Origin of the sequence: Nocardia vulneris (assembly GCF_001613425.1) — a bacterium.
GTDB classification, from domain to species: domain Bacteria; phylum Actinomycetota; class Actinomycetes; order Mycobacteriales; family Mycobacteriaceae; genus Nocardia; species Nocardia vulneris.
The window spans coordinates 109,674-132,258 of sequence record NZ_BDCI01000003.1; the positions used below are offsets into that span (position 1 = coordinate 109,674).

24 protein-coding genes are annotated in these 22,585 nt (G+C 68.5%); 6 read left to right on the plus strand and 18 right to left on the minus strand.

Annotation, left to right across the window (positions count from 1 at the left end):
• Positions 1–43: 43 nt before the first annotated feature.
• Positions 44–1,018, minus strand: a complete 975-nt coding sequence (locus tag NVU01S_RS04950) for a hypothetical protein (protein ID WP_043677374.1) — start codon at positions 1,016–1,018, stop codon at positions 44–46.
• A 102-nt stretch (positions 1,019–1,120) separates the two neighbouring features.
• Here NVU01S_RS04950 and NVU01S_RS04955 point away from each other — a divergent pair, with 102 nt between their 5' ends.
• On the plus strand, positions 1,121–1,738 hold the full coding sequence (locus NVU01S_RS04955) for a TetR/AcrR family transcriptional regulator (RefSeq protein WP_043677376.1): 618 nt from the start codon (positions 1,121–1,123) through the stop codon (positions 1,736–1,738).
• On the opposite strand, the gene NVU01S_RS04960 is transcribed toward NVU01S_RS04955, so the two are convergent.
• The gene (locus NVU01S_RS04960) at positions 1,739–4,843 is read right to left on the minus strand and encodes a tetratricopeptide repeat protein (protein WP_052281059.1); all 3,105 of its coding nucleotides are present in this window, start codon (positions 4,841–4,843) and stop codon (positions 1,739–1,741) included.
• Positions 4,844–4,942: 99 nt separating this feature from the next.
• On the minus strand, positions 4,943–5,218 hold the full coding sequence (locus NVU01S_RS04965; RefSeq protein ID WP_043677481.1) for a YggT family protein: 276 nt from the start codon (positions 5,216–5,218) through the stop codon (positions 4,943–4,945).
• A gap of 253 nt (positions 5,219–5,471) precedes the next feature.
• Here NVU01S_RS04965 and NVU01S_RS04970 point away from each other — a divergent pair, with 253 nt between their 5' ends.
• Positions 5,472–5,903, plus strand: a complete 432-nt coding sequence (locus NVU01S_RS04970) for a hypothetical protein (RefSeq protein ID WP_029892646.1) — start codon at positions 5,472–5,474, stop codon at positions 5,901–5,903.
• A gap of 45 nt (positions 5,904–5,948) precedes the next feature.
• Here NVU01S_RS04970 and NVU01S_RS04975 read toward each other — a convergent pair whose 3' ends face one another.
• The 7 genes from NVU01S_RS04975 to recO form a co-directional block, all read right to left on the minus strand.
• Positions 5,949–6,554 carry a response regulator transcription factor gene (locus NVU01S_RS04975; RefSeq protein ID WP_043677378.1) on the minus strand — a complete coding sequence of 202 codons (606 nt, stop codon included), beginning with the start codon at positions 6,552–6,554 and terminating at the stop codon, positions 5,949–5,951.
• A 72-nt stretch (positions 6,555–6,626) separates the two neighbouring features.
• Positions 6,627–7,808 (minus strand): sensor histidine kinase, encoded by a 1,182-nt coding sequence (locus NVU01S_RS04980; protein ID WP_052281060.1) that lies wholly within the window; start codon positions 7,806–7,808, stop codon positions 6,627–6,629.
• A 189-nt stretch (positions 7,809–7,997) separates the two neighbouring features.
• Complete coding sequence (locus NVU01S_RS04985) at positions 7,998–8,783, minus strand: ABC transporter permease (RefSeq protein ID WP_043677380.1); 786 nt, start codon at positions 8,781–8,783, stop codon at positions 7,998–8,000.
• 1 nt (position 8,784) lies between these two features.
• The gene (locus NVU01S_RS04990; protein ID WP_244467417.1) at positions 8,785–9,747 is read right to left on the minus strand and encodes an ABC transporter ATP-binding protein; all 963 of its coding nucleotides are present in this window, start codon (positions 9,745–9,747) and stop codon (positions 8,785–8,787) included.
• A 115-nt stretch (positions 9,748–9,862) separates the two neighbouring features.
• Complete coding sequence (locus NVU01S_RS04995; protein ID WP_042263390.1) at positions 9,863–10,273, minus strand: hypothetical protein; 411 nt, start codon at positions 10,271–10,273, stop codon at positions 9,863–9,865.
• A 14-nt stretch (positions 10,274–10,287) separates the two neighbouring features.
• Positions 10,288–11,106 carry an isoprenyl transferase gene (locus NVU01S_RS05000; RefSeq protein WP_370466237.1) on the minus strand — a complete coding sequence of 273 codons (819 nt, stop codon included), beginning with the start codon at positions 11,104–11,106 and terminating at the stop codon, positions 10,288–10,290.
• A gap of 66 nt (positions 11,107–11,172) precedes the next feature.
• On the minus strand, positions 11,173–11,925 hold the full coding sequence (gene recO / locus NVU01S_RS05005) for a DNA repair protein RecO (RefSeq protein WP_014982761.1): 753 nt from the start codon (positions 11,923–11,925) through the stop codon (positions 11,173–11,175).
• 167 nt (positions 11,926–12,092) lie between these two features.
• Here recO and NVU01S_RS05010 point away from each other — a divergent pair, with 167 nt between their 5' ends.
• Positions 12,093–12,473, plus strand: a complete 381-nt coding sequence (locus NVU01S_RS05010; RefSeq protein ID WP_014982760.1) for an Aca2/YdiL-like domain-containing protein — start codon at positions 12,093–12,095, stop codon at positions 12,471–12,473.
• Positions 12,474–12,505: 32 nt separating this feature from the next.
• Here the strand turns inward: NVU01S_RS05010 and NVU01S_RS05015 are convergent, their stop codons facing one another.
• Together NVU01S_RS05015 and NVU01S_RS05020 are read right to left on the minus strand one after the other, a co-directional pair.
• A complete protein-coding gene (locus NVU01S_RS05015) occupies positions 12,506–13,105 on the minus strand; it encodes a TetR/AcrR family transcriptional regulator (protein ID WP_043677384.1) in 600 nt (199 codons plus the stop codon).
• Complete coding sequence (locus tag NVU01S_RS05020) at positions 13,092–13,958, minus strand: alpha/beta fold hydrolase (RefSeq protein ID WP_043677387.1); 867 nt, start codon at positions 13,956–13,958, stop codon at positions 13,092–13,094. Before NVU01S_RS05020 ends, NVU01S_RS05015 begins: the two co-directional genes overlap by 14 nt.
• Positions 13,959–14,258: 300 nt before the next feature.
• Here NVU01S_RS05020 and NVU01S_RS05025 point away from each other — a divergent pair, with 300 nt between their 5' ends.
• Both NVU01S_RS05025 and NVU01S_RS05030 read left to right on the plus strand, forming a co-directional pair.
• A complete protein-coding gene (locus NVU01S_RS05025) occupies positions 14,259–15,704 on the plus strand; it encodes an amidase (RefSeq protein ID WP_043677390.1) in 1,446 nt (481 codons plus the stop codon).
• Positions 15,705–15,872: 168 nt separating this feature from the next.
• On the plus strand, positions 15,873–16,616 hold the full coding sequence (locus NVU01S_RS05030) for a hypothetical protein (RefSeq protein WP_156161796.1): 744 nt from the start codon (positions 15,873–15,875) through the stop codon (positions 16,614–16,616).
• A gap of 11 nt (positions 16,617–16,627) precedes the next feature.
• Here the strand turns inward: NVU01S_RS05030 and NVU01S_RS05035 are convergent, their stop codons facing one another.
• A complete protein-coding gene (locus tag NVU01S_RS05035) occupies positions 16,628–17,113 on the minus strand; it encodes a phospholipase A2 (protein WP_082032274.1) in 486 nt (161 codons plus the stop codon).
• Positions 17,114–17,427: 314 nt separating this feature from the next.
• On the opposite strand from NVU01S_RS05035, the gene NVU01S_RS05040 reads away from it, so the two are divergent.
• Positions 17,428–18,243, plus strand: coding sequence for a lysozyme (locus NVU01S_RS05040; protein ID WP_244467418.1), 816 nt, complete (start codon positions 17,428–17,430; stop codon positions 18,241–18,243).
• 6 nt (positions 18,244–18,249) lie between these two features.
• On the opposite strand, the gene era is transcribed toward NVU01S_RS05040, so the two are convergent.
• The 5 genes from era to NVU01S_RS05065 all read right to left on the minus strand — a co-directional run bounded on the left by era (position 18,250) and on the right by NVU01S_RS05065 (position 22,579).
• Positions 18,250–19,188, minus strand: a complete 939-nt coding sequence (era, locus tag NVU01S_RS05045; protein ID WP_052281063.1) for a GTPase Era — start codon at positions 19,186–19,188, stop codon at positions 18,250–18,252.
• Positions 19,154–19,534, minus strand: coding sequence for a cytidine deaminase-like protein (locus NVU01S_RS05050; RefSeq protein WP_014982752.1), 381 nt, complete (start codon positions 19,532–19,534; stop codon positions 19,154–19,156). The genes era and NVU01S_RS05050 overlap by 35 nt, the downstream gene beginning before the upstream one ends.
• Positions 19,531–20,892: a hemolysin family protein gene (locus tag NVU01S_RS05055; protein WP_043677398.1), complete on the minus strand. Its 1,362-nt coding sequence runs from the start codon at positions 20,890–20,892 to the stop codon at positions 19,531–19,533. The genes NVU01S_RS05050 and NVU01S_RS05055 overlap by 4 nt, the downstream gene beginning before the upstream one ends.
• Complete coding sequence (gene ybeY / locus NVU01S_RS05060; RefSeq protein WP_043677400.1) at positions 20,889–21,443, minus strand: rRNA maturation RNase YbeY; 555 nt, start codon at positions 21,441–21,443, stop codon at positions 20,889–20,891. The genes NVU01S_RS05055 and ybeY overlap by 4 nt, the downstream gene beginning before the upstream one ends.
• A gap of 74 nt (positions 21,444–21,517) precedes the next feature.
• Positions 21,518–22,579 carry a PhoH family protein gene (locus NVU01S_RS05065; protein ID WP_029892630.1) on the minus strand — a complete coding sequence of 354 codons (1,062 nt, stop codon included), beginning with the start codon at positions 22,577–22,579 and terminating at the stop codon, positions 21,518–21,520.
• Positions 22,580–22,585: the final 6 nt, after the last annotated feature.

The following is a 22,585-nucleotide window of genomic DNA, read 5'->3' on the forward strand; positions in this document are numbered from 1 at the left end:
GGGACATGCGGCCGCTGTGGCCGCATGTCCCGCTCGGTGGTGGTCAGCCAGTGGTGGCGGGGACCGGAACCGGGGTCGCGTGCGCCGTTTCGGTCCGGGGACGGAAAGCGGCGACGGCGAGCAGTGCCAGTCCGGCAACGGCCCAGATCAGCAGGACCACAAGGGGTCCCGTAGCGCGGGCACCGTCGAAGAAGGCGACCGAGCGGAACAGGGAAGCGGCGGCACCGGGCGGGAGGAGCTGGCCGATCGCACCCCACGGCTGCGGTAGGAGTTCCGGTGCGGAAGTGGCCGCGGAGAACGGGTTGCCGATGAGCAGCAGAGTGAGGGCGGCGATCCCGATGCCTGCCCGGCCGATGACGGCGGAGAGCCCGACGACAGCGCCCGCCACCGCGAACGACGCGAGCCCGGCGACCGCGGACAGCACCAGGTAGGAACCGGGGATCACCGACATCCACCCGTGCACGATCGCCATGCTGAGCAGGCCACCGACCACACCGAAGGTGCACAGTCCCAGCGCTTTTGCGCCGAAGGCCGGGATCAGCAGACTGATCAGGACGCCCGCCGCGAGGCCGGACATCACCAGCGGCAGCACCATCGCGCCGAACGCGGCGCCGCGCGGATCGTCGGCGTCCGCGGCCACCACATCCTCCACCGGCGCCGCCGCACCGGCGGACAGCTGCTGGCCGATCTGCGTGAGCTGTTGCGCCACAGCGGGACTCGCCGCGGAGGCGACCAGCATCCGGGGCGGCCCGTCGCCGGTGACGATCGCGCCGTACACCGCACGGCGCTCGATCGCGGCACGAGCCGCGGCCGCGTCGCCCGGCCGGGAGATCTCGAACGCGTCCGGACTGTGCGCGGTGAGCTTGCCGATCACCATGTCGGCCTGCGGGCCGGTGACAGCGATCGGTACGTCGCGCGGTGCGATATTGGCCGCGGGCCAGGCGAAGGCGACCAGCATCAGCGCTTGGAGCAGAGCGGCGCCGACACCGATGGCGAGCGCTCGCTGGTTGATGTTCATGACGTACTCCCATAAATCGAATGACCGTTCTTTTTCGATGGATCGAGCGTCGCACGCCCCCTCGGACTTGTCAAGAACGGATATTCGTTTTACTTTGGACTCATGCCCAAGGTCAGCGAAGAACACCTGGAACGCCGCAGGCAGCAGATCCTGGACGCCGCGCGGCTGTGTTTCGCGCGCAAAGGTTTCCACGAGACCTCCATGCAGGACGTCTTCACGGAGTCGGGGCTGTCGGCCGGTGCCGTCTACCGCTATTTCAAGAGCAAGGACGAGATCATCGCGGCACTGGCCGGCCAGACCTCGGTCGGCCTGCGCGCGGTGATGGGCGAGCTGATCCACGCCGACCCCCTGCCGACGCCGGACCGCCTGGTCGGCGCGATCGCCGAGAACATGATCGCGCAGAGCGGCCCCGACGGACCCCTACGTCTGGCCCCGCAGGCATGGGCGCTGGCACTCGTGCACCCCGAGGCCGCGGTGTATGTCAAGGAGGCGATCATGGGCATCCGTGACCGCATGTACGAGTACACCGAGCTGATGCGCGACGCCGGCTGGCTCCCCGACGATGCCGACCTGCACGCGGTGGCCGTCGCCGTCATGGGGATCCTGCCCGGATTCATGTTGCAGCACTTGATCATCGGCGATGTCGATCCGGAGACGCTGGCGCGCGGCGTCCGCACCCTGCTCCCCTACGGCAGCACCGCGAGCCCGGCGCAGGCCTGATCACGCTGAGCCGCGCCAGTATTCGAGCTCGGCGACGGTCTTTCTGGTGTGCGGATGCCGCTCGCCCAGCACCCGGACCCGATCGGCGAGCACTCGCTCCAGTTCGGCGATCGCGCCTGCCACGTCTCCGGCGTAGCCACGACACCGCGCCAAGTCGTACCGGGTCCGCAGGGTATCGCTGTGGTACGGCCCCAGAATGCGCTGCCGGTCCACCAGGACCTGTTCGAAACCGACTATGCCCCTGGCTGTCTCACCGTTTCGCACCCGCCACCACGCCAGCCGGTTGCGGGTGGCGAGGGTGGCGATGTTCGACCGGCCGAGGACACGGGTCTGCTCGGCCAGCAACACTGTGAGTTCGGCCACCGCGCGGTCGGTGGCACCACCGTGCCCGAGCCACTTGGCCAAATGACACCAGGCACCGAAGGTGTGCAGATCGTCGGGGCCGAATATCCGGCGCTCGTCTGCCAGCAACAGTTCGGAATCCGCGATGGCGCCGGCGATGTCACCGTTCTTGCCGCGCCATTGCGCTAGATCGAATCGGGTCGCCAAGGTGCTCGGATGCTCGGGGCCCTGCACCCGTTGCCGGTCGTCGAGCAACTCGCGCAGCTCGCGCACAGCCCGGTCGGGTTCGCCGTTGCGGCCGTGCAGCCACGCGAGATTGTTGCGGGTGGCGAGGGTGTCCGGATCGTCGTGGCCGAGCACCCGGCGGCGGTCGTGCAGCAGAGCCTCGGTATCGGTGATCGCGCCCGCGAAGTCGCCGCCGCGGCCACGCCAGTAGGACAGGTTGCCCCGCGCGCGCAAGGTGGCCACATCGTCGCGGCCGAGCACGCGCAGCCGATCGCGGAGCAACACCCGATACTCCGCGACGGCCTGGGCGACATCGCCGTTCTTGCCATGCCACCAGGCCAGATTGTCGCGGGTGTCGAGGGTCTCCGGATGGTCGTCGCCGAGCGCCACGCGCCGATCGGCGAGCAATCGCTCGTAGTCCTCGACGGCGGCCTGCTTGTCGCCGCTTTCCCCACGCCACCAGGCCAGGTTGTAGCGGGCGCGCAGGACGTCGAGCGGATCGGCCGACTCGTGGAACGCGGGCAACCACGCCGCCCACCGGTCGCGGTTGTCCGAAGCCCTTCCGGTATCGAGACTTTCGAGGTACCGCAACGCCGCCGCGGAATCGCCGTAGGCGAGATAGTGCCGCACCGCCGACCCGCCGGCGTACTCGGTCGCCTGCGCCGACGTGGTGACCGCCAGCGCCGCCGCGATGGCTCGGTGCCCGTCGCGCAGGTCGAAACCGTTCTCGCGCAACACCTCCCTCAGCGGGGCCACGAAGGCGCTGTGCGCGATGCCCAGGCTCTCCTCCGCCACGCCGGGACTCCCCCGCGCGATCAGCGCGCCCAACGCCACCACGCGATCCCGAATCCTGGCCTCGCTCAACCCGATATGCCGCTCCGCCAGCGCCGCGCGTAACAGCTCGAGCGGCAGCACGGTGCCCGCGCCCGCCGCGGTGAGCACGCCGAGCACCGTCACGGTCGCCGAATCCTCTTCGGCCCCTTGCCACACCGCCGCGACACGGCGCTGGATCAGACCCGTCAAACCGATCGCCTCGAGCACGTCGGTGTCGCCGCTGCCGTGGTAGGCGATTTCGGTGAGCAGCCGGGCGAGCAGCCAACCACCGGCCGGAGCCTGCGCCACCAGCCGGTGCAACGCGTCACCGATCCACTCGGCCCACGACGCTTGCGTGAATTCGGCTCGTCCCCTGCCGATCACCCCGGCGATGTCCCGGGCGGTGGGCGGCTGGAGATCGATCCGGCACATATGTCCGAGCGCCGCAGCGTGTTCGATCCCCGCACCTGCCCGGATCCCGGTGATCACATGGACATTGCGTAAATCCGCCCGGGTGGTCAGCTCGGCGACGGCAGCGACGACGAGTTCGCGCGTACCCGGACGCGGCTGGTCGAGTCCGTCGATAACGATCGTGATGCGGTGTTTTTCGCGCAGTCCGCTCAGCGGCTGGGTCACCGTCAAGGCGAACTGGTCGATATCAGGCCCGGAACGACCCCGGTAGGCGCGCTCGACCTCCGCGCGCGCCGCGGCGAAACCCGCGACCCGATCGGTCAATTGGGTGGCCAGCTCGTCCACGAACGACTCGAGCGAACTCGACACGTCCAGGAAGACCGCGGCCGTGATGCTGCGCGGGGACTGGTCGTCCAGGTCGCCCACCAGGTCGGGCCGGACGAGCAAGGACATCAAGGTCGACTTCCCGGATCCCGCCGAGCCGACCACCGCCCGCAACCGCCGGCCCCGCGCGTTCACCACGTCCTCCAGCCGCCGGCGCAGCGTGGCGGTCAGCACGACGCCGCGGGTCAGCTGGTCCACCAGGCCCGCCGCGCGCCGCCCCGCCACCGCGTCGCGATGCCGCGCGACATTGGGCACGAGCCACAGCCCGGCATCGCCGCCGAAAGCCGCGCCGAGATGACTGGGATGCTGACCCGTACACGTGGTGGCGATCGGTGAGCGCAGGTCTGACGGCAGCAGGTTCGCCCCGCCCAGGTCCAGGCCGTTCGCGAAGGTCTCCACCATCGTCCGGGTGAAGCAGCCGCCGTACGCGCTGCCGTCGTCGGCCGCGACCAGCAGCTCCATCCGGCCGGTCGCCTGGTCGATCCGGTCGAACCACCGGGTGGCCGCGCCGGTGAACGCCTGCCCGGTTTCGCACGCGTCCACGAGCACGATCAAACCGTCGAGCGACGCTCTGTTCAAGCGGTCCCGGATTTCCTGCGGCAGGTGGAAAGCGTTGTGCAGGTTGACATCTTCGGGTGTATCGACGGCGAGCAGATAGAAATCCGAAGCGCCCGTCGTCTTGCCGTGACCGACGAAACTGATCAGCAAGGTCGCCTGCCGGGTCGAGGCCGCGCGAAAAGCCTCGTCCATCGCCGACAGCAGCTCGGTGGCGGTCGGATCGACAATAGGCCCGTCATAGGAGGTCGCCGGTTGCCATGCGCCCCGTTCGCTCAAACTCGAATACAGGTCCCAAGCCAATTGTTTCGGAAACGAAAGACGCGGCAGCGCAGCGCATTCCGATCCGATCACCAGCGCGAGTCGTCCTCCCACACCGAAAAATATAGGGCTACCGATGTCGGGGTACTGCCGCTTTTGCCGTCCTGTATACCGAACGAATGAATTCGGAAACAGGCTCGGCGGCAACCCCGATCAGAGGCTGAACGCGACCGCGCGCAGAATCAGCGCGACGATGAACACCACGGTGAAGGCCAGGTCGATCGACAAACCGCCCGCACGAATCGGCGGCAACACTTTGCGCACCGGAGCGATCACCGGCTCGGTCGCAGCGTGCGTCACGTCGCGCGCCTTGCTCGCCCACGCCGGGCTGTTGCCGAGCACGCCGATCCAGTCCAGCACGAGCCGGGCCAGCATCAGCAGAATGAACACCGTCAAGACGATTCCGAGCAGCGTCCCGATGAGACTCATACCGAACTCCTTCATGGTGGCCAGGTCGGCCCTCTACCCGTGTCAACTCCGCGAGCCCGGAAAAAGTGTCCGCTTTGCCGGATTCTCAGAGGACTATCAGGCGAGCATAGTTCCGAAGTTCGCTGGTCACCGGTAGCGGCGACGCGTCGCGCCGAGATATCAGCCGCTCGGCCCATTGATCTCGGCCAGCGCCTGTGCAAGTGTCGGGCGTGCCCCAGCCAGGGGAATTCGTTGTCGGAAGGAAGAATTTGTCGTGATCTTCTCGACCAAAACCGCCGCCGCTGTCACGGCGTTCGGTGCGGTGACCGCCGCGCTCGCGCTCGCCGCACCCAGCGCGGGCGCCTCGGTGTCCCGGATCGAGGTCTCGCCCGGGCTGAGCTTCGGTAGCTCGGGCGCGTCGCTAGGCGCCGGCTGCTCCTACACGGTCACGGCCACCGCGAAGCCGGGCGCCACGGTCGTGTTCCTCGATGAGGTCGACGGTGCGCGCACCGACACCACGTTCAAGCCGGTCGGTCCGGTCGCGGACGCGTCGGGCAAGGCCAGCACGGTGTGGACGCCGGCCAAGAAGGGCGAGCACAAGATCTGGGCCGCCGAGTACGTGCAGGGCGAGGCCTACACCCTCACCACGGTGACCGTCGCGGGCTCCGGCATCGGCGCGGGCCCCGCCTGCGTCGTGCTGGGATAGTCGCCTGCACCCGCGGCGAAGCCGTCCGGACGCGGCGACAGCCGCTCAGAGCCAGCCGAGTCGCTCGGCGGCCCGGACGGCTTCGGCGCGGGTGGTGCTGCCGGTCTTGCCGATGGCGGCCGAAAGATGGTTGCGGACGGTGCCTTCGGACAGATGCAGCTTCTTCGCGATAGCCCCCGCGGTGGCCCCGTCGGCCGCGGCCGCGAGGACTTCGCGCTCCCGTTCGGTGAGCGGCGACGTACCCGCGGTGAGTGTTTCGGCCGCCAACGCCGGATCCACCACCCGCAGACCCAGCTGCACCCGGCGCACGGCATCGGCGAGTTCCCTTGCCGGAGTGTCCTTCACGACGAAGCCATCGGCGCCGGCATCGATCGCGCGACGCAGGTAGCCCGGCCTGCCGAAAGTCGTCACCATGAGAATGCGCACGCCGGGATGCGCGGCGTGGATCTGCGCGGCGACGGCGATCCCGTCCATGCCCGGCATCTCCACATCCAGCAGCACCACATCGGGATTCGTGCGATCGACGGCCTCGAGTACCTCGTCGCCGCGCCCCACTTCGCCGACCACCTCCAGGTCGGACTCCAGTCCGAGCAGCGCGGCGAGTGCGCCGCGAACCAGCGCCTGGTCGTCGGCCAGTAGCAGCCGGATCATCGTTCCCACTTCCTGTTTCGCGCGGGTGCGCGCCGAACCACACTCGACTCTTTCGCCGGCCGGGGCAAAGCCTCAGCCCGGCACGCTGGCACAGACACGCAAACCCCCTCCCTCCGGGGTGGCGAGGGTCAACGTGCCGCCCGCCGCGCGCACCCGCTCACGCAGGCCGGTCAACCCCGACCCGGAACCCGCGACAGCGGCGAGGCCACGGCCGTCGTCGACCACCTCGATGCTGGTGGCGCTCACCCGCACCGTGCAGTGCCGGGCGGCGCTGTGCCGGATCACGTTGGTCACCGCCTCGCGCAGCACCCAGCCGAACAGCTCGCCGTGCGCCGGATCGGGCACCTCGTCGGGGAGATCCGCGGCGATATCGGCTGCAGCCAATGCCGTTCTCGCATTGGCCAGTTCGCCACGCAAGGACACCTCCCGTAAACCGCCGACGGTCTCACGCACGCCGGCCAGCGCCTCCCGTGCCAGCCGCTCGATATCGGCCAGCTCGGTCCGTGCCCGTGCCAGATCGACATCGAGAAGACGCTGTGCCAGTTCGGTTTTCACCGTGATCACGGTCAGCGAATGGCCCAGGATGTCGTGCACGTCGCGGGCCACCCGGTTACGCTCCTCCACCAGGTCCAGTTCCGCACGCTGCCTGCGGTTCAGCTCGGCCAACCGCTCGCCGCGCAGGCCCAGCTGCCGGGCCAGCCAGATCCCCACCGGGATGAAGGCCAGGTAGAACGGCACGTCGGCGAGTTGCGAGCGGGGCGCGACGACCGGAACGAGCAGCAGCGCGACCATCACCGCGAGCACCACGTAACCGGATTCGCGCAGCGGCAGATGGAAGATCGCGACCACCGCGACGTACAGCGCGGTCGGCAAGGCGGCCCCGCCGAGGGTCGCCACCAGGGCGACGTGCAAGCCGACCAGCAGGGCGAGCACCGCCCAGATTCGCTGATCGACCGGCTGATCCACCATGAGGTCGCGGGGACCGGTACGCCGGAACATCAGGAACGAGCCGACGACGAGCGCGGCGAAGCCGAGCAGGAACAGCGCCGCGAGCACTGCGTCGCCTTCCTCTCCGCGTGACCAGTGCTGCATGATCGGCGGCACCAGCCAGACCAGCCAGACCACGGCGATGAACACCCCGAACCACCCGCGGCGCCTGCCGTTCACCGTGTACGACTGGTCCTCCAGGGCGCGATCGATGAGCCCGGACAGGCCCACCGCCCGCACGGCGCGCAGCCGGGCGTTCAGTCCCATGCCACACCTCCGGCCCGCGCCGGGGAGCGGCGAACGCTGCGGAAATGGTGGGCGATCACGAGGACTGACGGTACCGAACCCGCACCCGCCCACCGCACGCACCGAATGTCACGTGGTGTCATGTCGACCTTTCCTTGCGACCCGACCGCGACGCGGTCGCCCACCCCTCGACGGGCGACCGCGGGCAGCTCAACGCGCGGTGTCGCGGCGGAACAGGTACGCCGACCCGCCGATGAACAGCGCCGCCCACACCACCACGTTCAGCACACCCAACGCGATCGACCCGGCACTGCTGTCGCCGAAGGGAATTCGGGACAGCGTCGCGACGCCGTTGGTCGGGAACACCCGGGAGACGGTGTCGAACCACCCGTGCAGCGGAATGAACAGCCCGCCCGCGAACGACAGCACGGCGAGCACCGGGCCGAGCAACTGCATCACGTTCTCCGAAGGCAGCAGGTAGCCGACGAACAGCCCGAACGCCGCGAAGACCAGCGAGGTGAGCCAGGCGAGCAGGAAACAGCTCACCCAGGCGACCGGGGTGAGGTGCGCGCCGAGCGCGGCGCCGACCACGAAGACCGCGGTCACCGACACCAGCCCGAGCACCATCGCGACCGCGACCTTGGTGGCGATATAGGCGACGGGACGCAGTGGTGTGAGCCGCAATTGGCGACTCCACCCCTGGGCACGTTCGATCGCCACCATCGCGCCGCCGCTGGTGGTGGCGAGCATCGCGCCGTACACGGCCATCGACACCATCACGTAACCGGTCACGTTGCCGGAGCCGTAGGACTGCGTCCGGAAATCGGATTGCAGGCCGAAGATGACGAAGAACAGCGGCGGGATGAGCAGGGTGAAGATCATCGTGCGCCGGTTGCGCAGCATGCGGCGCAGCTCCACCCGCAGGAAGCCGAGGCTGAACCCGCCCAGCGGGGTCGGGCGGCGGGCGGAAACCGGCTCGGCGGCAAGGGTTGTCATCTCAGTTCTCTCCGGTGGTCAGCGCGAGGAAGGCGGATTCGAGGTTGTGCGAGGTGATTTCGAGATCGACGGCCGCGGTCTCGGTGAGCAGGTAGCGGGCCACCGCATCGGAATCGCTGGTGCGCACGATGATTCGGTCACCCCGCTGCTCCACGTCGTCGACACCGGGCAGCGCGAGCAGATCCGGCGGCACGGCACCGGCGAGGGTGGCGCGCACCGCGCGACCCGACGCCAGATTCTTGATCTCGGCCGCGCTGCCGTCGGCGACCACCTTGCCCGCCCGGACGAGCACGATCCGATCGGCGTACGCGTCGGCCTCGTCCAGGTAGTGGGTGGCGAACACGACGGTGCGGCCGCGCTCGGAGTCCTCCCGCATCGCGTTCCAGAAGTCCCGGCGCCCTTCGACATCCATGCCGGTGGTGGGTTCGTCGAGCACGATCAGATCCGGGTTCGGCAGTAGTGCCAGCGCGAACCGCAGCCGCTGTCGTTGCCCGCCCGAGCATTTGCCGACCAGCCGGCCCGCGATCTCGGTGATGCCTGCCCGCCCGAGTACCTCGTCGACCGGCCGGGCGGCCGCGTACAGGGTCGCGACCAGCCGCACCGTCTCGGCGACGGTGAGATCGGGCAGCAACCCGCCGGATTGCAGCACCGCCGAAATCCGGCCCACCGCAAGCGCTTCCGCCGGCGTACCGCCGAACACCGCCACGCTGCCCGCGTCCGGGGACGCCAGGCCGAGCACCATGTCGAGGGTGGTGGTCTTGCCCGCCCCGTTCGGCCCGAGGAAGGCGACGATCTCGCCGGGTTCGATCACGAGATCCAGCCCGTCCACGGCCTGCACCGCGCCGCCGCCGGGTAGCGCGAAGCTCTTACGCAGATCGCGCAGTTCGATCGCGGCCGCGGCCGAGCGTTTCGCGGACCCGTCGGCCGTTGCGCGGACGGCCCCGGTCGTCAGTGCTGATGTCATGCCTCAACACTCGCGCACCGCGGCGCGCACGACCCCACATGACTGTCACGTGTCGCGCATGACAGTTGTCATGGGTGCGCGGATAACTCACATACCGGACGGACCGGGCGCCGACTCAGGGCACCAGACCCTGACGGGCCTTGCCCGCGCCGGAGAGCACGAGTACCAGCATGGTGGCGAGGGCCTGATCTTCCAGACCCGCGGCGGGGAAGGTGTAGCGCAGGATGATGTCGGCGAGCTTGTCGTGGCCGATCACGGTGAGCGAACCGAACTGCAGCGCGTTGTTCCGCTCGGCGACCCGCTTGTGCAGCTGCGCGTTCAGCGGCCGATCCCAGGCCAGCACGCAGGTCAAGGTCAGCACATCGAGGCCGGGGGCCAGGTTGACCGCCCGCAACGAGCACAGCGCGCCCTCGTATTCGAAGCCGATCGAGCCCTCGGGATCGACGCGCACGTCGATGTCGTAGTACGACAGGGAGGCGCCCGCGCGCGCCTGCAGTTCCTGTTCCGGAGTCACCGATGATTCCATGCCTGTGCCGCCGTTCACTTGGTGCCGCCGAAGCGCCGATCACGCGAAGCGTACTCGAGGCAGGCGGCCCACAGGTTGCGCCGGTCGAAATCGGGGAAAAGGGTGTCCTGATAGACGAATTCGGCGTAGGCGGACTGCCAGATGAGGAAGTTCGAACTGCGGAATTCCCCGGAGGGGCGCAGGAACAGGTCGACGTCGGGCATGTCCGGTTCATCCAGGAACCGCGCCACCGTCGCCTCGGTGACCTTCTCCGGATCGATCTCCCCCGCGGCCACCCGGCGTGCGATTTCCCTTGCCGCGTCGGCGATTTCGGCGCGACCGCCGTAGTTGACGCACATCGTCAGGGTCATCACCGTGTTGTGCTTGGTCATCTCTTCGGCGATCTCGAGCTCGTTGATCACGCTGCGCCACAGCCGGGGCCGCCGACCCGCCCAGCGCACCCGCACACCCATCTCGTTCATCTCGTCGCGCCGGCGCCGGATCACGTCCCGGTTGAAGCCCATCAGAAAGCGCACCTCGTCGGGGCTGCGCCGCCAGTTCTCGGTGGAGAAGGCATAGGCCGAGAGCCACTTCACGCCCATTTCGATACAACCCTCGACGGTGTCCATCAGCACCGCCTCACCGCGCTCGTGCCCCGCGGTGCGCGGCAGCCCGCGCTCCTGGGCCCAGCGGCCGTTGCCGTCCATCACCAGCGCGACATGGTTCGGCACCAGCTCAGCCGGGATGGCAGGCGGACGCGCCCCCGACGGATGCTGCGAGGGCGGGCGAACGGTGCTGGTCGCGACCGACCCCGCGGGGTTCGGCCGGGTCGCGGTGGAGGAGTCTCGGCGCAGGATCACGGCCCCTATCCTGCCTGATGGTTGTGGAGACCCTGTGACGGTCTCCGTCCAGGCCCCTGATCAGGCGGGCGAACCCACCGCCCGGGACCGCTCGATCAGCGGCAACGTGCGCAACTGCCGCTCCAGATGCCATTGCAGATGCGCGGCGACCAAGCCACTGGCCTGCCTGCGCACCCCCTCGGGCACCGCCTCGACGTACTCCCATTCGCCACGCAACAACGCCACCAGCAGGTCGAGCACGCCCTGTGCCGGGGTCGCCGCACCGGGCGGACGGCAGTGCACGCACACCGCGCCCCCCGCCGCGACGTGGAAGGCCCGATGCGGACCGGGGGTCGCGCATTTGGCGCATTCGTCCAGCGCGGGCGCCCAGCCCGCGAAACCCATGGCGCGCAACAGGTACGCGTCCAGGATCAGCTCGTGCGGTCGCTGTTTGGCCGCGATGGCGCGCAGCGCGCTCGCGGTGAGCGCGTGCAGCCGCGGCGCGGGCGCGCGCTCCTCACCGGCCAGCCGTTCCGCGGTTTCCAGCACCGCGCAGGCCGTGGTGTAGCGCCCGTAGTCGTCGATGATGTCGGCGGCGAACGCCTCCACCGTGTGTACCTGGGTCACCACGTCCAGCGTGCGGCCGGGATGCAACTGCACGTCGATGTAGGCGAACGGTTCCAGCCTGGCCCCGAACTTCGATTTCGTCCGGCGCACTCCCTTGGCCACGGCACGCACCAAACCGTGCTGGCGCGTCAGCAACGTGACGATGCGGTCCGCCTCGCCCAGCTTGTGCTGGCGTACCACCACCGCCACATCCCGATACAAACGCACGCCTCATCCTCCCATGAACACCCGACAGCCCTCGGCAGGCGCGCACCCCTATACCGGTCCGGCGCCAGTAGGGGTTGATCGACCAGTCCCGGCGAATCCGCCATTGCCGCTCGGTGCGCTGACCTATTCTTTTCCTCTACCGCACTGTTGGGGAGGGGTTTTCACAGTTGGACGACCTACTTGGCACCGGAACCGCCGCGGGTTTCCGGGCCACTCGAGAATTACTCGGCCTGCCGGTGCCATGGTGCGCCCGGCTCTTCGCCGTGGCCGAGCGCACCGTGGAGCGCTGGGAGAAGGGCGCGTTCCAGATCCCGGACACGGTCGCGCGTGAGCTCGCCGAAATCGCCGACGAGACCGAGCAGGTCGTCGATGCGATGGTCGACGCCATCGGGGCGGGTGAGATCTCGCCGCGCCTGCACACCTACCGGACCAACGACGACTACTGCAGGCACGAGCCGGGCACCCGCTACCCCGCCACCTGGCATCGCGCCGTCTGCGCCCGGGTGATGGCGGAGTTGCCGCAGGTCGAGCTGCAGTTCGTGGAGTAGCTCGGCGTCACCGCGTCGGCATCCATCGGATGTCAGTTCCGCAGCAGGCCGGAGATCAGCAGCAGCACCGACTGCTGCGCGTCGGCGCGGGCGGTGTCGGGGTCGTCCGCGTGCGCGACGATCAACGCCGCCTCGCTCAATGCGCTGAGCACGAGTTGACTCAGCACCCGCACCGGCGCGTCCGCGATCAGCCCGGCGGCGCGGGCGCGCTCCAACTGCGTGGTGATCAGGCCGAGGCCGTGCCTGCTCTCGAATTCGCGCCAGGCCTGCCAGCCCAGCACCGCGGGTGCGTCGGTGAGCGCGATCCGCAGCATCGGCGGGCGCTGACAGATCTCCAGGAAAAGCCCGAGGCCGATCGCCATCGCGGCCATCACATCGTCGGAATCGACTGCGCCGATGGCGGATTCGATCTCCGCGGTGCTCTCGATCTCGATCTGCTCCAGCACCGCGAGGAACAGACCGCGTTTGTCGCCGTAGTGGTGATGCAGCGCACCGCGGGTGACCCCGGCCTCGGTGACGAGCTCTTCCGCCGAGGTCGCCGCGAAGCCGCGCTCGGTGAACAGGCGACGTCCGGCCTGTTCGAGCGCGGCCCTGGTGGTGCGGGAGCGATCCTCCTGGCTACGGCGTGGCATGCAGCCGAGTGAACTCCAGGATCGCTGCGGTGAGCAACTCGGGCTGGTCCTCCGGCAGGAGTGTGTAGGAGTCGTCGACGACCTGCAGCGTCGCGTGCGGCAGGTCGCGGGCCAGGCGTTCGGCGAACGCGAGCGGGAAGACCCGGTCCTCGCGCGCCCACACCAGCAGCACCGGAACCTCGACCCCCGCGAAATGTTTCGCGGCTTCCAGCGTGTACTTCTTGCGCGCGGTCTTCAGGAATCGCCGCAGGTCGCGCCGCACTCCGCCGGACCGGCGGCTCGGCAGCACGTACGAATCGACGACCTCCCGCGGTGGCAGCCGCTTGACCACCAGGCCGAAGGCCAGCGGCGTGCGGTGCAGTGCGCGGATCCGCAGGGCCTCCAGCAGCGGCCGCAGCGAACCCGGGACCCACCCCAGCCAGCCCAGCGCGGTGAACGGCGCGGGCAGGAACCCCTCGTAGCTATCGACCGCGGCCAGTACCACCCGCCCGATCCGAGCCGGCTGCCGGGTCATCAGCACCTGGGTGATCGCGCCGCCGGTGTCGTTGGCGACGATCGTGACGTCGGTCAGGTCGAGCCGTTCCAGGAAGGCGGCGATGAGGTCGGCCACCCCGGTCGGCGTCAGATCCGCGTCGGGCACCGGAATCGAGTGCGCGCCGAGCGGCCAATCAGGGGCCAGGCAGCGGTAGCCGGCCGCGGCGATGCCCGGCACCACGTTGCGCCACAGATCCGCGTTGACGAGCAGGCCGTGCACGAAGACGACGGGCGGCCCCTCCCCCGTCTCGTGGTAGCGGATGCGGCCGCCGGGCAGATCGATCTCGTGCGTCCGGCCGAGTGCGGTGCTGGTTGCCATCGTCTTCCTCCATCGAGTCGCGGTGCCAACACCTTTACATACATACTGTATGTATGTCCAGAGTCGAGCCGATTGCAGCACCAGTGTCTCGGGCGGATTGCACGCAGTTCCGAAGCGCTCCAAGGGAACTCATTTCACCCTCGTTCACCGGCCAGAACTACGCCGCCAGGGACGTCCACGAGCGAGCCTCGGCGTGGGGCGAGTTCGAAGAGTGCCGCGTCGACAAGGCGCCGAAGGCGGACTAGTCACTTGTCCAGGTTCGCGTTACGGTTCTTCCACTGCTGACGAGACGGAGCTCACATGACCGCCACCGATCCCACCCGGCCGCCCGACGGACCGCTGACGGGTGAATTGGGGCTGACCGAGCTCGCGGCCGCGATCGCCGACGGCACGGTCAGCTCGGTCGCCGCCGTCGGCGCCGCGCTCGATCGGATCGACGCCGCGCAGTCGACGCTCAACGCGTTCCGGATCGTGCGCCGTGCACGCGCGCTGGCCGAGGCCGCCGACGCCGACGCCCGGCTCGCGGCAGGCGAGCGACTGCCGCTGCTCGGCGTGCCGGTCGCGGTGAAGGACGACACCGATATCGCAGGCGAGCCCACCGCGTTCGGTTGCGGCGGCGCCTTCCCGCCGAAAACCGAAGACGCCGAATCGGTTCGGCGGCTGCGCGCGGCGGGTGCGGTGATCGTCGGCAAGACCAACACCTGCGAACTCGGCCAGCTGCCGTTCACCAGCGCCGCGGCCTTCGGCCACACCCGCAACCCGTGGGCCGCCGACCGCACGCCCGGCGGGTCCTCCGGCGGTTCGGCCGCGGCTGTCGCGGCCGGATTGGTGCCCGCCGCACTGGGTTCCGACGGCGCGGGCTCCATCCGCATCCCCGCCGCGTGGACCAATCTCGTCGGGATCAAACCGCAACGCGGCCGCATCTCCACCTGGCCGCACGCCGAAGCCTTCTACGGCCTCACCGTGAACGGGCCGCTGGCCCGGACCGTCGCCGACGCCGCACTGCTGCTCGACCTGGCCGCCGGACCGCATCCCGGCGACCGGCACACGCCCGCACCGATCTCGGCCACCGACGCCGTGGGACGCGATCCCGGGCGGCTACGCATCGCGCTTTCGCTGCGAATTCCGTTCACCGCCACCAGAACTACGCTCGACCCGCAGATCGCGGCGGCGGTCCGCCGCGTCGGCGACACGTTGCGCACGCTCGGCCACACCGTCACCGTCGCCGATCTGCACTACGGACTGTTGATCGGCGCGTCCTTCCTACCCCGTTCCATGGCCGGCATCCGCGCGGTGCACCAGAACATGCCCGGTGCCGAAGTGGACCCGCGCACGATCGCCAATACCCGCTTCGGCAGACTGCTCGACGGTCCGGCCCTGTTCGCGGCCCGCCAAGCAGAACCCTTGCTGCACAAGCGGATCGGCAGCTTCTTCCAGAACTACGACCTGGTTCTCGCCCCTACCACCGCAACCCCGCCACCGCACGCGCAAGACATCGACGGCATCGGCGTACACGCCACCAACAACCTGATCACCGCCGCCTGTCCCTACACCTGGCCGTGGAACGTCCTCGGCTGGCCGAGCGTGAACGTCCCCGCCGGCTTCACCGACGCCGGCCTCCCGGTCGGCGCTCAACTGATGGGCACCGCCGACACCGAACCCCTCCTGATCTCCGTTGCCGCACAACTGGAATCGGAGCTGCACTGGGAACGTGCGCGACCTGAGCCCTGGTGGACCGCCGCCTGAGCCTGAGGTAGCGCAGCCGGCCGAGATTCCGAGGCGTGTCGCACCGGTCGCATACTCGACTCCCGATATCGTGGAGCGTCTGTTACCGCGTTCAATCACCACACCGTGTTTCTCCGGGCATCGAGATGCCCGTCCTGCAAACAATCGTTGGATCAGGAGGAGCGGTATATGAAAGCGATATTCTCGGCCCGGGTGAGCGTCCTACCGCTGGCCCTCATAGCGTGTGTGGGCCTGCTCGCTATGGCGCCGGATGACGGGCAGACCGGCACCGGCAGCCGGCCGAATATCGCGCTGGTCGGCGACGACGATATGGAAAGCGACGACGACTCGCCCGGCGCGAAAATCACCGACCAGCAGTTGCAAGCGCTCGGACTGTGCACCGCCGCCGAGGAAGCGGCCGAGCAGGGCCACGGCGCCACATGCGCGAGCAAGCGCGACATGAGTGCGCTCGCCCGATACAAAGCCATTCCGTTGCCGCTCGCCAGCGAGGCACGGCTCAGCCTCGCGACACCGTTCGAAATGAAGAGCGCGATGGGGGTCGATGAAGCAACTCGCGCAGCCATGTTCTCCGGACTCGCACCCGAGGACGCTGCCGAAGCCGCCGCGTTGGATGCGTGTGGCTTCTTCGCCGCCAAGGGCGGCGGCGTCTGCGACAAGTACCTCGACACAGATTGTGCGGCGCAGGAGAGCAATCGCGGCTTCTGCTTGATACGCGCGGGCTACGGCATACCCGGACCACACGACGACGAGAACCTCTCGGCAGCCGATATGGCCGTGAAGGACGCGGCGGTGCACGCCTTGCGTGCCGCACGCAGTGCACGGGTCTCCGATTCGGTGCCGCTCGCCGTCGCCGCGGATAAAGCGGAGGCCGCCGCGGTGTTGCAGTGGCAGGCCGCCGGCTGGGCGATGTAGTCGAGCGTCGCTCAATCCAGATGGGTGACGGTTACTGCAGCCCAGTAGATTTCGGCGGTGGCCTTGCAGGTTTGCAGGGCGGTGCCGGAGGTGCCGTAGGCGTAGATGCAGTTGGTGATCATGTCGGTGCGCAGGGCGGAGTTGCAGGCGGTGTAGTTGGTGCCTGCGGCGTCGGCGCGGTCGTAGCACATGTCGTGACGGGCGCAGGGGCCGCGGAAGTCGGCGGCGAAGTAGCTGTCGGGCGCGGAGGTGCAGTAATCGTGCCGGGCGACGGGTTTGAGTTTCGTGTTGTACACATAGTCGCTGGGCACGCCGACGAAGGCCGACGCCATCGAACGCGACTGCGGGACAGGTTCGCCCGGGTACACCTTGGAGGCCGCTTCGGCGGCAGGGTCGATCGGGTATTCCGGGGTCGGGGTCGCGGCCGCGTAGCCGGAGGTCAGGAGCAGCGCGGCGGGAAAGGTCAGACAGACGAGAGCCACATCACGGATCCTCATGCCGAATACCTGACACCGCGCGCGTTGCCGGAGCCGACCGATTCGACCAATGGCGCGTTAACCGCACCTTAAATACCTTTCGCGCGACGGTAATTTCGCGGCCCCTTATCCGAAACCAGGCCAAGCGCACGACAATTCACCGATTACGGGCAATTCGGAGAAATTCCGTGCCGCCCCCAGATTCGTTCCAGTCGCCCTCTATCGGCCCGGCTTAGCGTCACGACCGCCTCCACGATTGCGGGCCACCGCAAACGTATTCGGGCGAGGCCCGCGCCACCTCCATGTCGAATCGGTGAACTACAGAGGGGATATCGGTGAATCTCAACAGAAGACGCACACTGTCAGCCGCCTTGTTCGTGGGCCTGGCCACCCTGCTCGTGATCGCCCCGGCCACCGCGGACCCGGCGCCGACCGAACAGGGCGACGACCACACGCTGGGCTCGCAGATCGTGGTGCACGAAGGCGCCGGCGCCGGGGATCCCAGCCAGGAGCGTTCCCTGTCCGCCGGATCGGTGGAAGGCATCGACGTTTCCCGCTACCAAGGCGACGTCGACTGGAAAAGCTATTGGGACAACGGGGTTCGCTTCGCCTATATCAAGGCGAGCGAAAGCACCAACGTCACCAACCCCTACTTCGCCGCCCAGTACAACGGATCGTACAAGCAGGGTTTGATCCGCGGCGCATATCATTTCGCCATTCCGAGCAGCTTGAGCGGAGCGAGCCAGGCGGACTACTTCATCGCGCACGGCGGCGGCTGGTCGCGTGACGGCAAGACGCTGCCGGGCGCGCTCGACCTCGAATACAACCCGTACGACAAGAACAACCAGTGCTACAGCAAGTCGCAGAGCGCGATGGCGTCCTGGATCCACGACTTCAGCAATCGGTATCACGGCACCACCGGACGCTGGCCGGTGATCTACACCTCCACCAGCTGGTGGAGCCTTTGCGTCGGCACCGCAGGCGATTTCAGCGCGGACAGCCCGCTGTGGGTGGCCCGCTACAACTCGACCGTGGGCGCGCTGCCGTTCAATTGGCGGGTGTACAGCTTCTGGCAGTACACCTCGACCCCGCTGGACAAGAATCGCTTCAACGGCGATCTGTCCCAGTTGCAGGCGATCGCCAACGGCTGATCGAACCTAGAACCCCAAGCGGCCCAGCTGTTTCGGGTCGCGCTGCCAATCCTTGGCGACCTTCACATGCAGGTTGAGATAGATCCGGGTGCCGAGGATGTGCTCGATCTGCTTGCGCGCGTTGGTGCCGACTTCCTTGAGCCGAGCCCCGCCCTTGCCGATGATGATCGACTTCTGGCTGGGGCGTTCGACATAGAGGATCGCGTGCACGTCGAGCATGTCCTCGCGCTCCTCGTACGGCAGGACCTCCTCGATCACCACGGCGAGCGAGTGCGGTAGCTCGTCGCGGACGCCCTCGAGCGCCGCCTCGCGGATGAGCTCGGCCATGAGGGTTTCCTCCGGCTCGTCGGTGAGCTCGCCGTCGGGGTAGAACGCCGGTCCCTCCGGCATTTTCGCGGCGATGACGTCGACGAGCACCTCTACCTGCTCGTTCTTCACCGCCGACACGGGCACCACATCGGCGTCCGGGCCGAGCAGTTGCGAGAGCGCGAGCAGTTGCTCGGCGATCTGGTCCCGGCCCACCTTGTCGATCTTGGTGACGACGCCGAGCACGGTCGTCTTCGGCGCCATCTGCTTGATCTGCTGCACGATCCAGCGGTCGCCCGGGCCGATCTTCTCGTCCGCGGGCACGCAGAGCGCGATCACGTCGACTTCCGAATACGTATCGCGCACAAGGTCGTTCAACCGCTGACCGAGCAGGGTGCGGGGCCGGTGCAAGCCCGGCGTGTCGACCAGGATCAGTTGCGCGTGGTCGCGGTGCACGATGCCGCGGATGGTGTGCCGGGTGGTCTGCGGCCGCGACGAGGTGATCGCGATCTTCTGCCCGACCAGCGCATTGGTCAGGGTCGACTTGCCGGTGTTCGGCCTGCCGACGAAACAGACGAAGCCGGAACGGAATTCGCCCTTGGCGTCAGCCACCGCGCACCTCGCCGGCGGGCTGGGCATCGACCGCGAGTTCGGCGTCGTCGACGATCTCGAAGACGGCGCCGTCCCGATCGGTGAAGATGATCTTGGCGTCCGGCGACACCTCACGGACCGCGGTGACGCCATAGTCGGACAACCGACCGCTGACCACCACGGCGGCCTCGAAACCCTCTGCGCCGCTGGAGATCGCGGCCGCGACCGCGGCCTGGAGCGCGGTCAGGCGCAACGCCGTCAGGCCCACCTCGCCCGCCGCGTAGGTGCGGCCGTCGGTGTCCCGGATCGCCGCACCGCTGGCGCCGCCGGTGCGCCCCATGGCACCGCGCGCCAGGACGAGCAGCTTGTTGTCCTCGGGATCCAGTTCGGTCATTCGGAATCTCCGTCCTCATGTCGACCGGCCGGGGTGTCCCGATCCGATCCGTTGCCCTTGCGTTTGCCGTTCGACTTCTCGTCGCCGTCCGCGTTCTGCGATGTGTCCGTCGCCTTGCGCACCACCACGGTGTGCACCCGCACCCGTCCGCGGGTATCGGCGCCGCCCTCGCCGCGCAGCACCAACCCGTGCACCACGACCTTGGACCCGGGCAACGGCACGCGGCCGAGCTCGTGCGCCAGCAAACCGCCGACGGTGTCGACGTCCTCGTCCTCGATATCCAGTCCGTACAACTCGCCGAGGTCCTCGACCGGCAGCCGCGCGGACACGCGATAGCGGCCGTCCCCCAGGTCTTCGATGGGCGGCGTCTCGTCGGTGTCGTATTCGTCGGCGATCTCGCCCACGATCTCCTCGAGCACGTCCTCGATCGTCACCAGACCGGCGATGCCGCCGTATTCGTCGACCAGCAGCGCCATATGGTTACGCCTGCGCTGCATTTCGTCGAGCAGGCTGTCCAGCGGCTTGGAGTCCGGCATGAACACCGCGGGCCGCATCACCTCGCGCACCAGCACCTTGCGACCCCGTTCCGCATACGGCACAAGGTCTTTCAGGTAGACGACGCCGAGAATGTCGTCGACGTTCTCACCGATCACCGGAATCCGGGAGTGCCCCGAACGGACCGCGAGCGACATCGCTTGCGCCGCAGTCTTGTCCGCCTCGATCCACACCATCTCGGTGCGCGGCACCATCACCGCACGAGCTGCCGTGTCGCCGAGTTCGAAGACCGACTGGATCATCCGGCGTTCGTCGTCGGCCACCACGCCGCGCTCGCTGGCCATCTCGACCACCTCGCGCAGTTCGATCTCGGACGCGAAGGGGCCGTTGCGAAATCCCTTACCGGGGGTGATCGCGTTACCGAGCAGGATGAGCAGCCGGCTGAGCGGGCCGAGCAGCGCGCCGATGAACTGCAGCGGCAGCGCCGACGCCAACGCGATCGAGTAGGCGTGCTGGCGGCCGAGGGTACGCGGCCCCACCCCGATCACCACATACGACACCAGCACCATGACGATCGCGGTGACCAGCAGCGCCCAGTCGTCGGCCCAGTCCGCTAGCAGCCCGGCGGCGAGCAGCACGGTGGCGCCGATCTCGCACAGAATGCGCAGCAGCACCATGAGATTCACGTAGCGGGCGCGATCGGCGACGATGCGGCTGAGCCGCACCGCGCCGGGCCGATCGGCCCGCACCATGTCGTCGACCCGCGCCGGGGAGATGGTGTTCAGCGCCGAATCGACGCCCGCGAACACGCCGCCCACCGGGACGAGCAGGACGGCGAGCAGGATCAGGGTCAGCGAATTCACGCGGGTCCCAGTGCGTCACCCGGTGTGGTGAAGCCCGCCTTCCCCAGCAGCCTGGCGTCCCGGGCGGCGAGTTCGGCGCGCCGCTGCGCTTCGCGCAGGCTCTCGTACCACTCCTCGAGCAGCCGGGCCTGCAGCGCGAACATTTCCTTCTCCTCTTCCGGCTCGGCGTGGTCGTAGCCGAGCAGGTGGAGTACGCCGTGCACCGTGAGCAGCGCGAGTTCGTTGTCCAGCGAGTGTCCGGCCTTGCGGGCCTGGCCCGCCGCGAACTCGGGGCACAGCACGATGTCGCCGAGCATGGACGGACCGGGCTCGGGGCTGTCCGGGCGCCCGCCCGGCTCGAGCTCGTCCATCGGGAAGGACATCACGTCGGTGGGCCCGGGCAGGTCCATCCAGCGCATGTGCAGGTCGGCCATGGTGTCGAGATCGACGAGCACCATGGACAGTTCCGCGGCCGGGTGCACGTCCATCCGGGTGATCACGAAGCGCGCGACACTGACCAGATCTTCTTCGGGTACGTCGATACCCGACTCGTTGGCGATCTCGATGCTCACCCGGTCAGCCTAATGCCGCAGGTCGACACCCGATGCCGTTGGGTGTCGACCGAACGACCGACATGCGGCGCATCTCAGCGCCGATCGCCTCGACTCGCCGCTCTGCGCTGTGCTCGGTTACCCGGATAGTGCGGGCCGACCTGCGGCCTGGCCTCCGCCTCGGCCCGGTCGTAGGCATCGACGATGTCCGCGACCAGCCGGTGCCGCACCACGTCGCTGCTGGTGAGTTGCGCGAAGTGGATGTCCTCGATATCGGTGAGGATCTCGCTGGCCGCCCGCAGCCCGGAGCGGGCGCCGGTGGGCAGGTCGACCTGGCTGACGTCACCGGTCACCACGATCTTCGAGCCGAACCCGAGCCGGGTGAGGAACATCTTCATCTGCTCGGCCGTGGTGTTCTGCGCCTCGTCGAGCACGATGAACGAATCGTTCAGCGTGCGACCACGCATGTACGCCAGCGGCGCGACCTCGATCACGCCGGCCGCCATCAGCTTCGGAATGGCCTCGGGATCCATCATGTCGTGCAGCGCGTCGTAGAGCGGGCGCAGGTACGGATCGATCTTCTCGTTCAGCGTGCCCGGCAGGAAGCCGAGCCGCTCCCCCGCTTCCACCGCGGGACGGGTGAGGATGATCCTGGTGACCTGCTTGGTCTGCAGCGCCTGCACGGCCTTCGCCATCGCCAGATACGTCTTACCGGTACCGGCCGGACCGATGCCGAACACGATGGTGTTGGCGTCGATCGCGTCGACATAGCGCTTCTGGTTCAGGGTCTTGGGCCGGACGGTCTTGCCGCGCCGGGACAGGATGTCCAGACTGAGCACCTCGGCCGGGGACTCCGAAGAGCCTTCCGTGAGCATCGAAACGGTGTGTCGCACCGCCTCCGGGGTCACCACTCGGTTCCGGCCCGTGAGCGCGACGAGCTGTTCGATCACTCGCTCGGCGAGCGCGACGTCGGCCGCTTTGCCGGTCAGGGTGACGGAATTGCCACGGACATGGATGTCCGCGTCGAGCAACTCTTCGAGTTCACGCAGATTCTGGTCGGCCGAACCGAGGAACGGGAACACGGATTCGGGAGCGAGTTCGATACTGGAACGCACGGTACGTGCTGCGGGCCCCGAGCCGCTGTCTTCGGCACCGATTCCGGC

Excerpts from the sequence above, each read along its gene's own strand:
- NVU01S_RS04950 (WP_043677374.1), bottom strand. The coding sequence starts at position 1,018 with ATGAACATCAACCAGCGAGCGCTCGCCATCGGTGTCGGCGCCGCTCTG.
- NVU01S_RS04955 (WP_043677376.1), top strand. The coding sequence starts at position 1,121 with ATGCCCAAGGTCAGCGAAGAACACCTGGAACGCCGCAGGCAGCAGATC.
- NVU01S_RS04965 (WP_043677481.1), bottom strand. The coding sequence starts at position 5,218 with ATGAGTCTCATCGGGACGCTGCTCGGAATCGTCTTGACGGTGTTCATT.
- NVU01S_RS04975 (WP_043677378.1), bottom strand. The coding sequence starts at position 6,554 with ATGATCCGGCTGCTACTGGCCGACGACCAGGCGCTGGTTCGCGGCGCA.
- NVU01S_RS04980 (WP_052281060.1), bottom strand. The coding sequence starts at position 7,808 with ATGGGACTGAACGCCCGGCTGCGCGCCGTGCGGGCGGTGGGCCTGTCC.
- NVU01S_RS04985 (WP_043677380.1), bottom strand. The coding sequence starts at position 8,783 with ATGACAACCCTTGCCGCCGAGCCGGTTTCCGCCCGCCGCCCGACCCCG.
- NVU01S_RS04990 (WP_244467417.1), bottom strand. The coding sequence starts at position 9,747 with ATGACATCAGCACTGACGACCGGGGCCGTCCGCGCAACGGCCGACGGG.
- NVU01S_RS04995 (WP_042263390.1), bottom strand. The coding sequence starts at position 10,273 with ATGGAATCATCGGTGACTCCGGAACAGGAACTGCAGGCGCGCGCGGGC.
- NVU01S_RS05015 (WP_043677384.1), bottom strand. The coding sequence starts at position 13,105 with ATGCCACGCCGTAGCCAGGAGGATCGCTCCCGCACCACCAGGGCCGCG.
- NVU01S_RS05020 (WP_043677387.1), bottom strand. The coding sequence starts at position 13,958 with ATGGCAACCAGCACCGCACTCGGCCGGACGCACGAGATCGATCTGCCC.
- NVU01S_RS05025 (WP_043677390.1), top strand. The coding sequence starts at position 14,259 with ATGACCGCCACCGATCCCACCCGGCCGCCCGACGGACCGCTGACGGGT.
- NVU01S_RS05030 (WP_156161796.1), top strand. The coding sequence starts at position 15,873 with ATGAAAGCGATATTCTCGGCCCGGGTGAGCGTCCTACCGCTGGCCCTC.
- NVU01S_RS05035 (WP_082032274.1), bottom strand. The coding sequence starts at position 17,113 with ATGAGGATCCGTGATGTGGCTCTCGTCTGTCTGACCTTTCCCGCCGCG.
- era (WP_052281063.1), bottom strand. The coding sequence starts at position 19,188 with ATGCCCAGCCCGCCGGCGAGGTGCGCGGTGGCTGACGCCAAGGGCGAA.
- NVU01S_RS05050 (WP_014982752.1), bottom strand. The coding sequence starts at position 19,534 with ATGACCGAACTGGATCCCGAGGACAACAAGCTGCTCGTCCTGGCGCGC.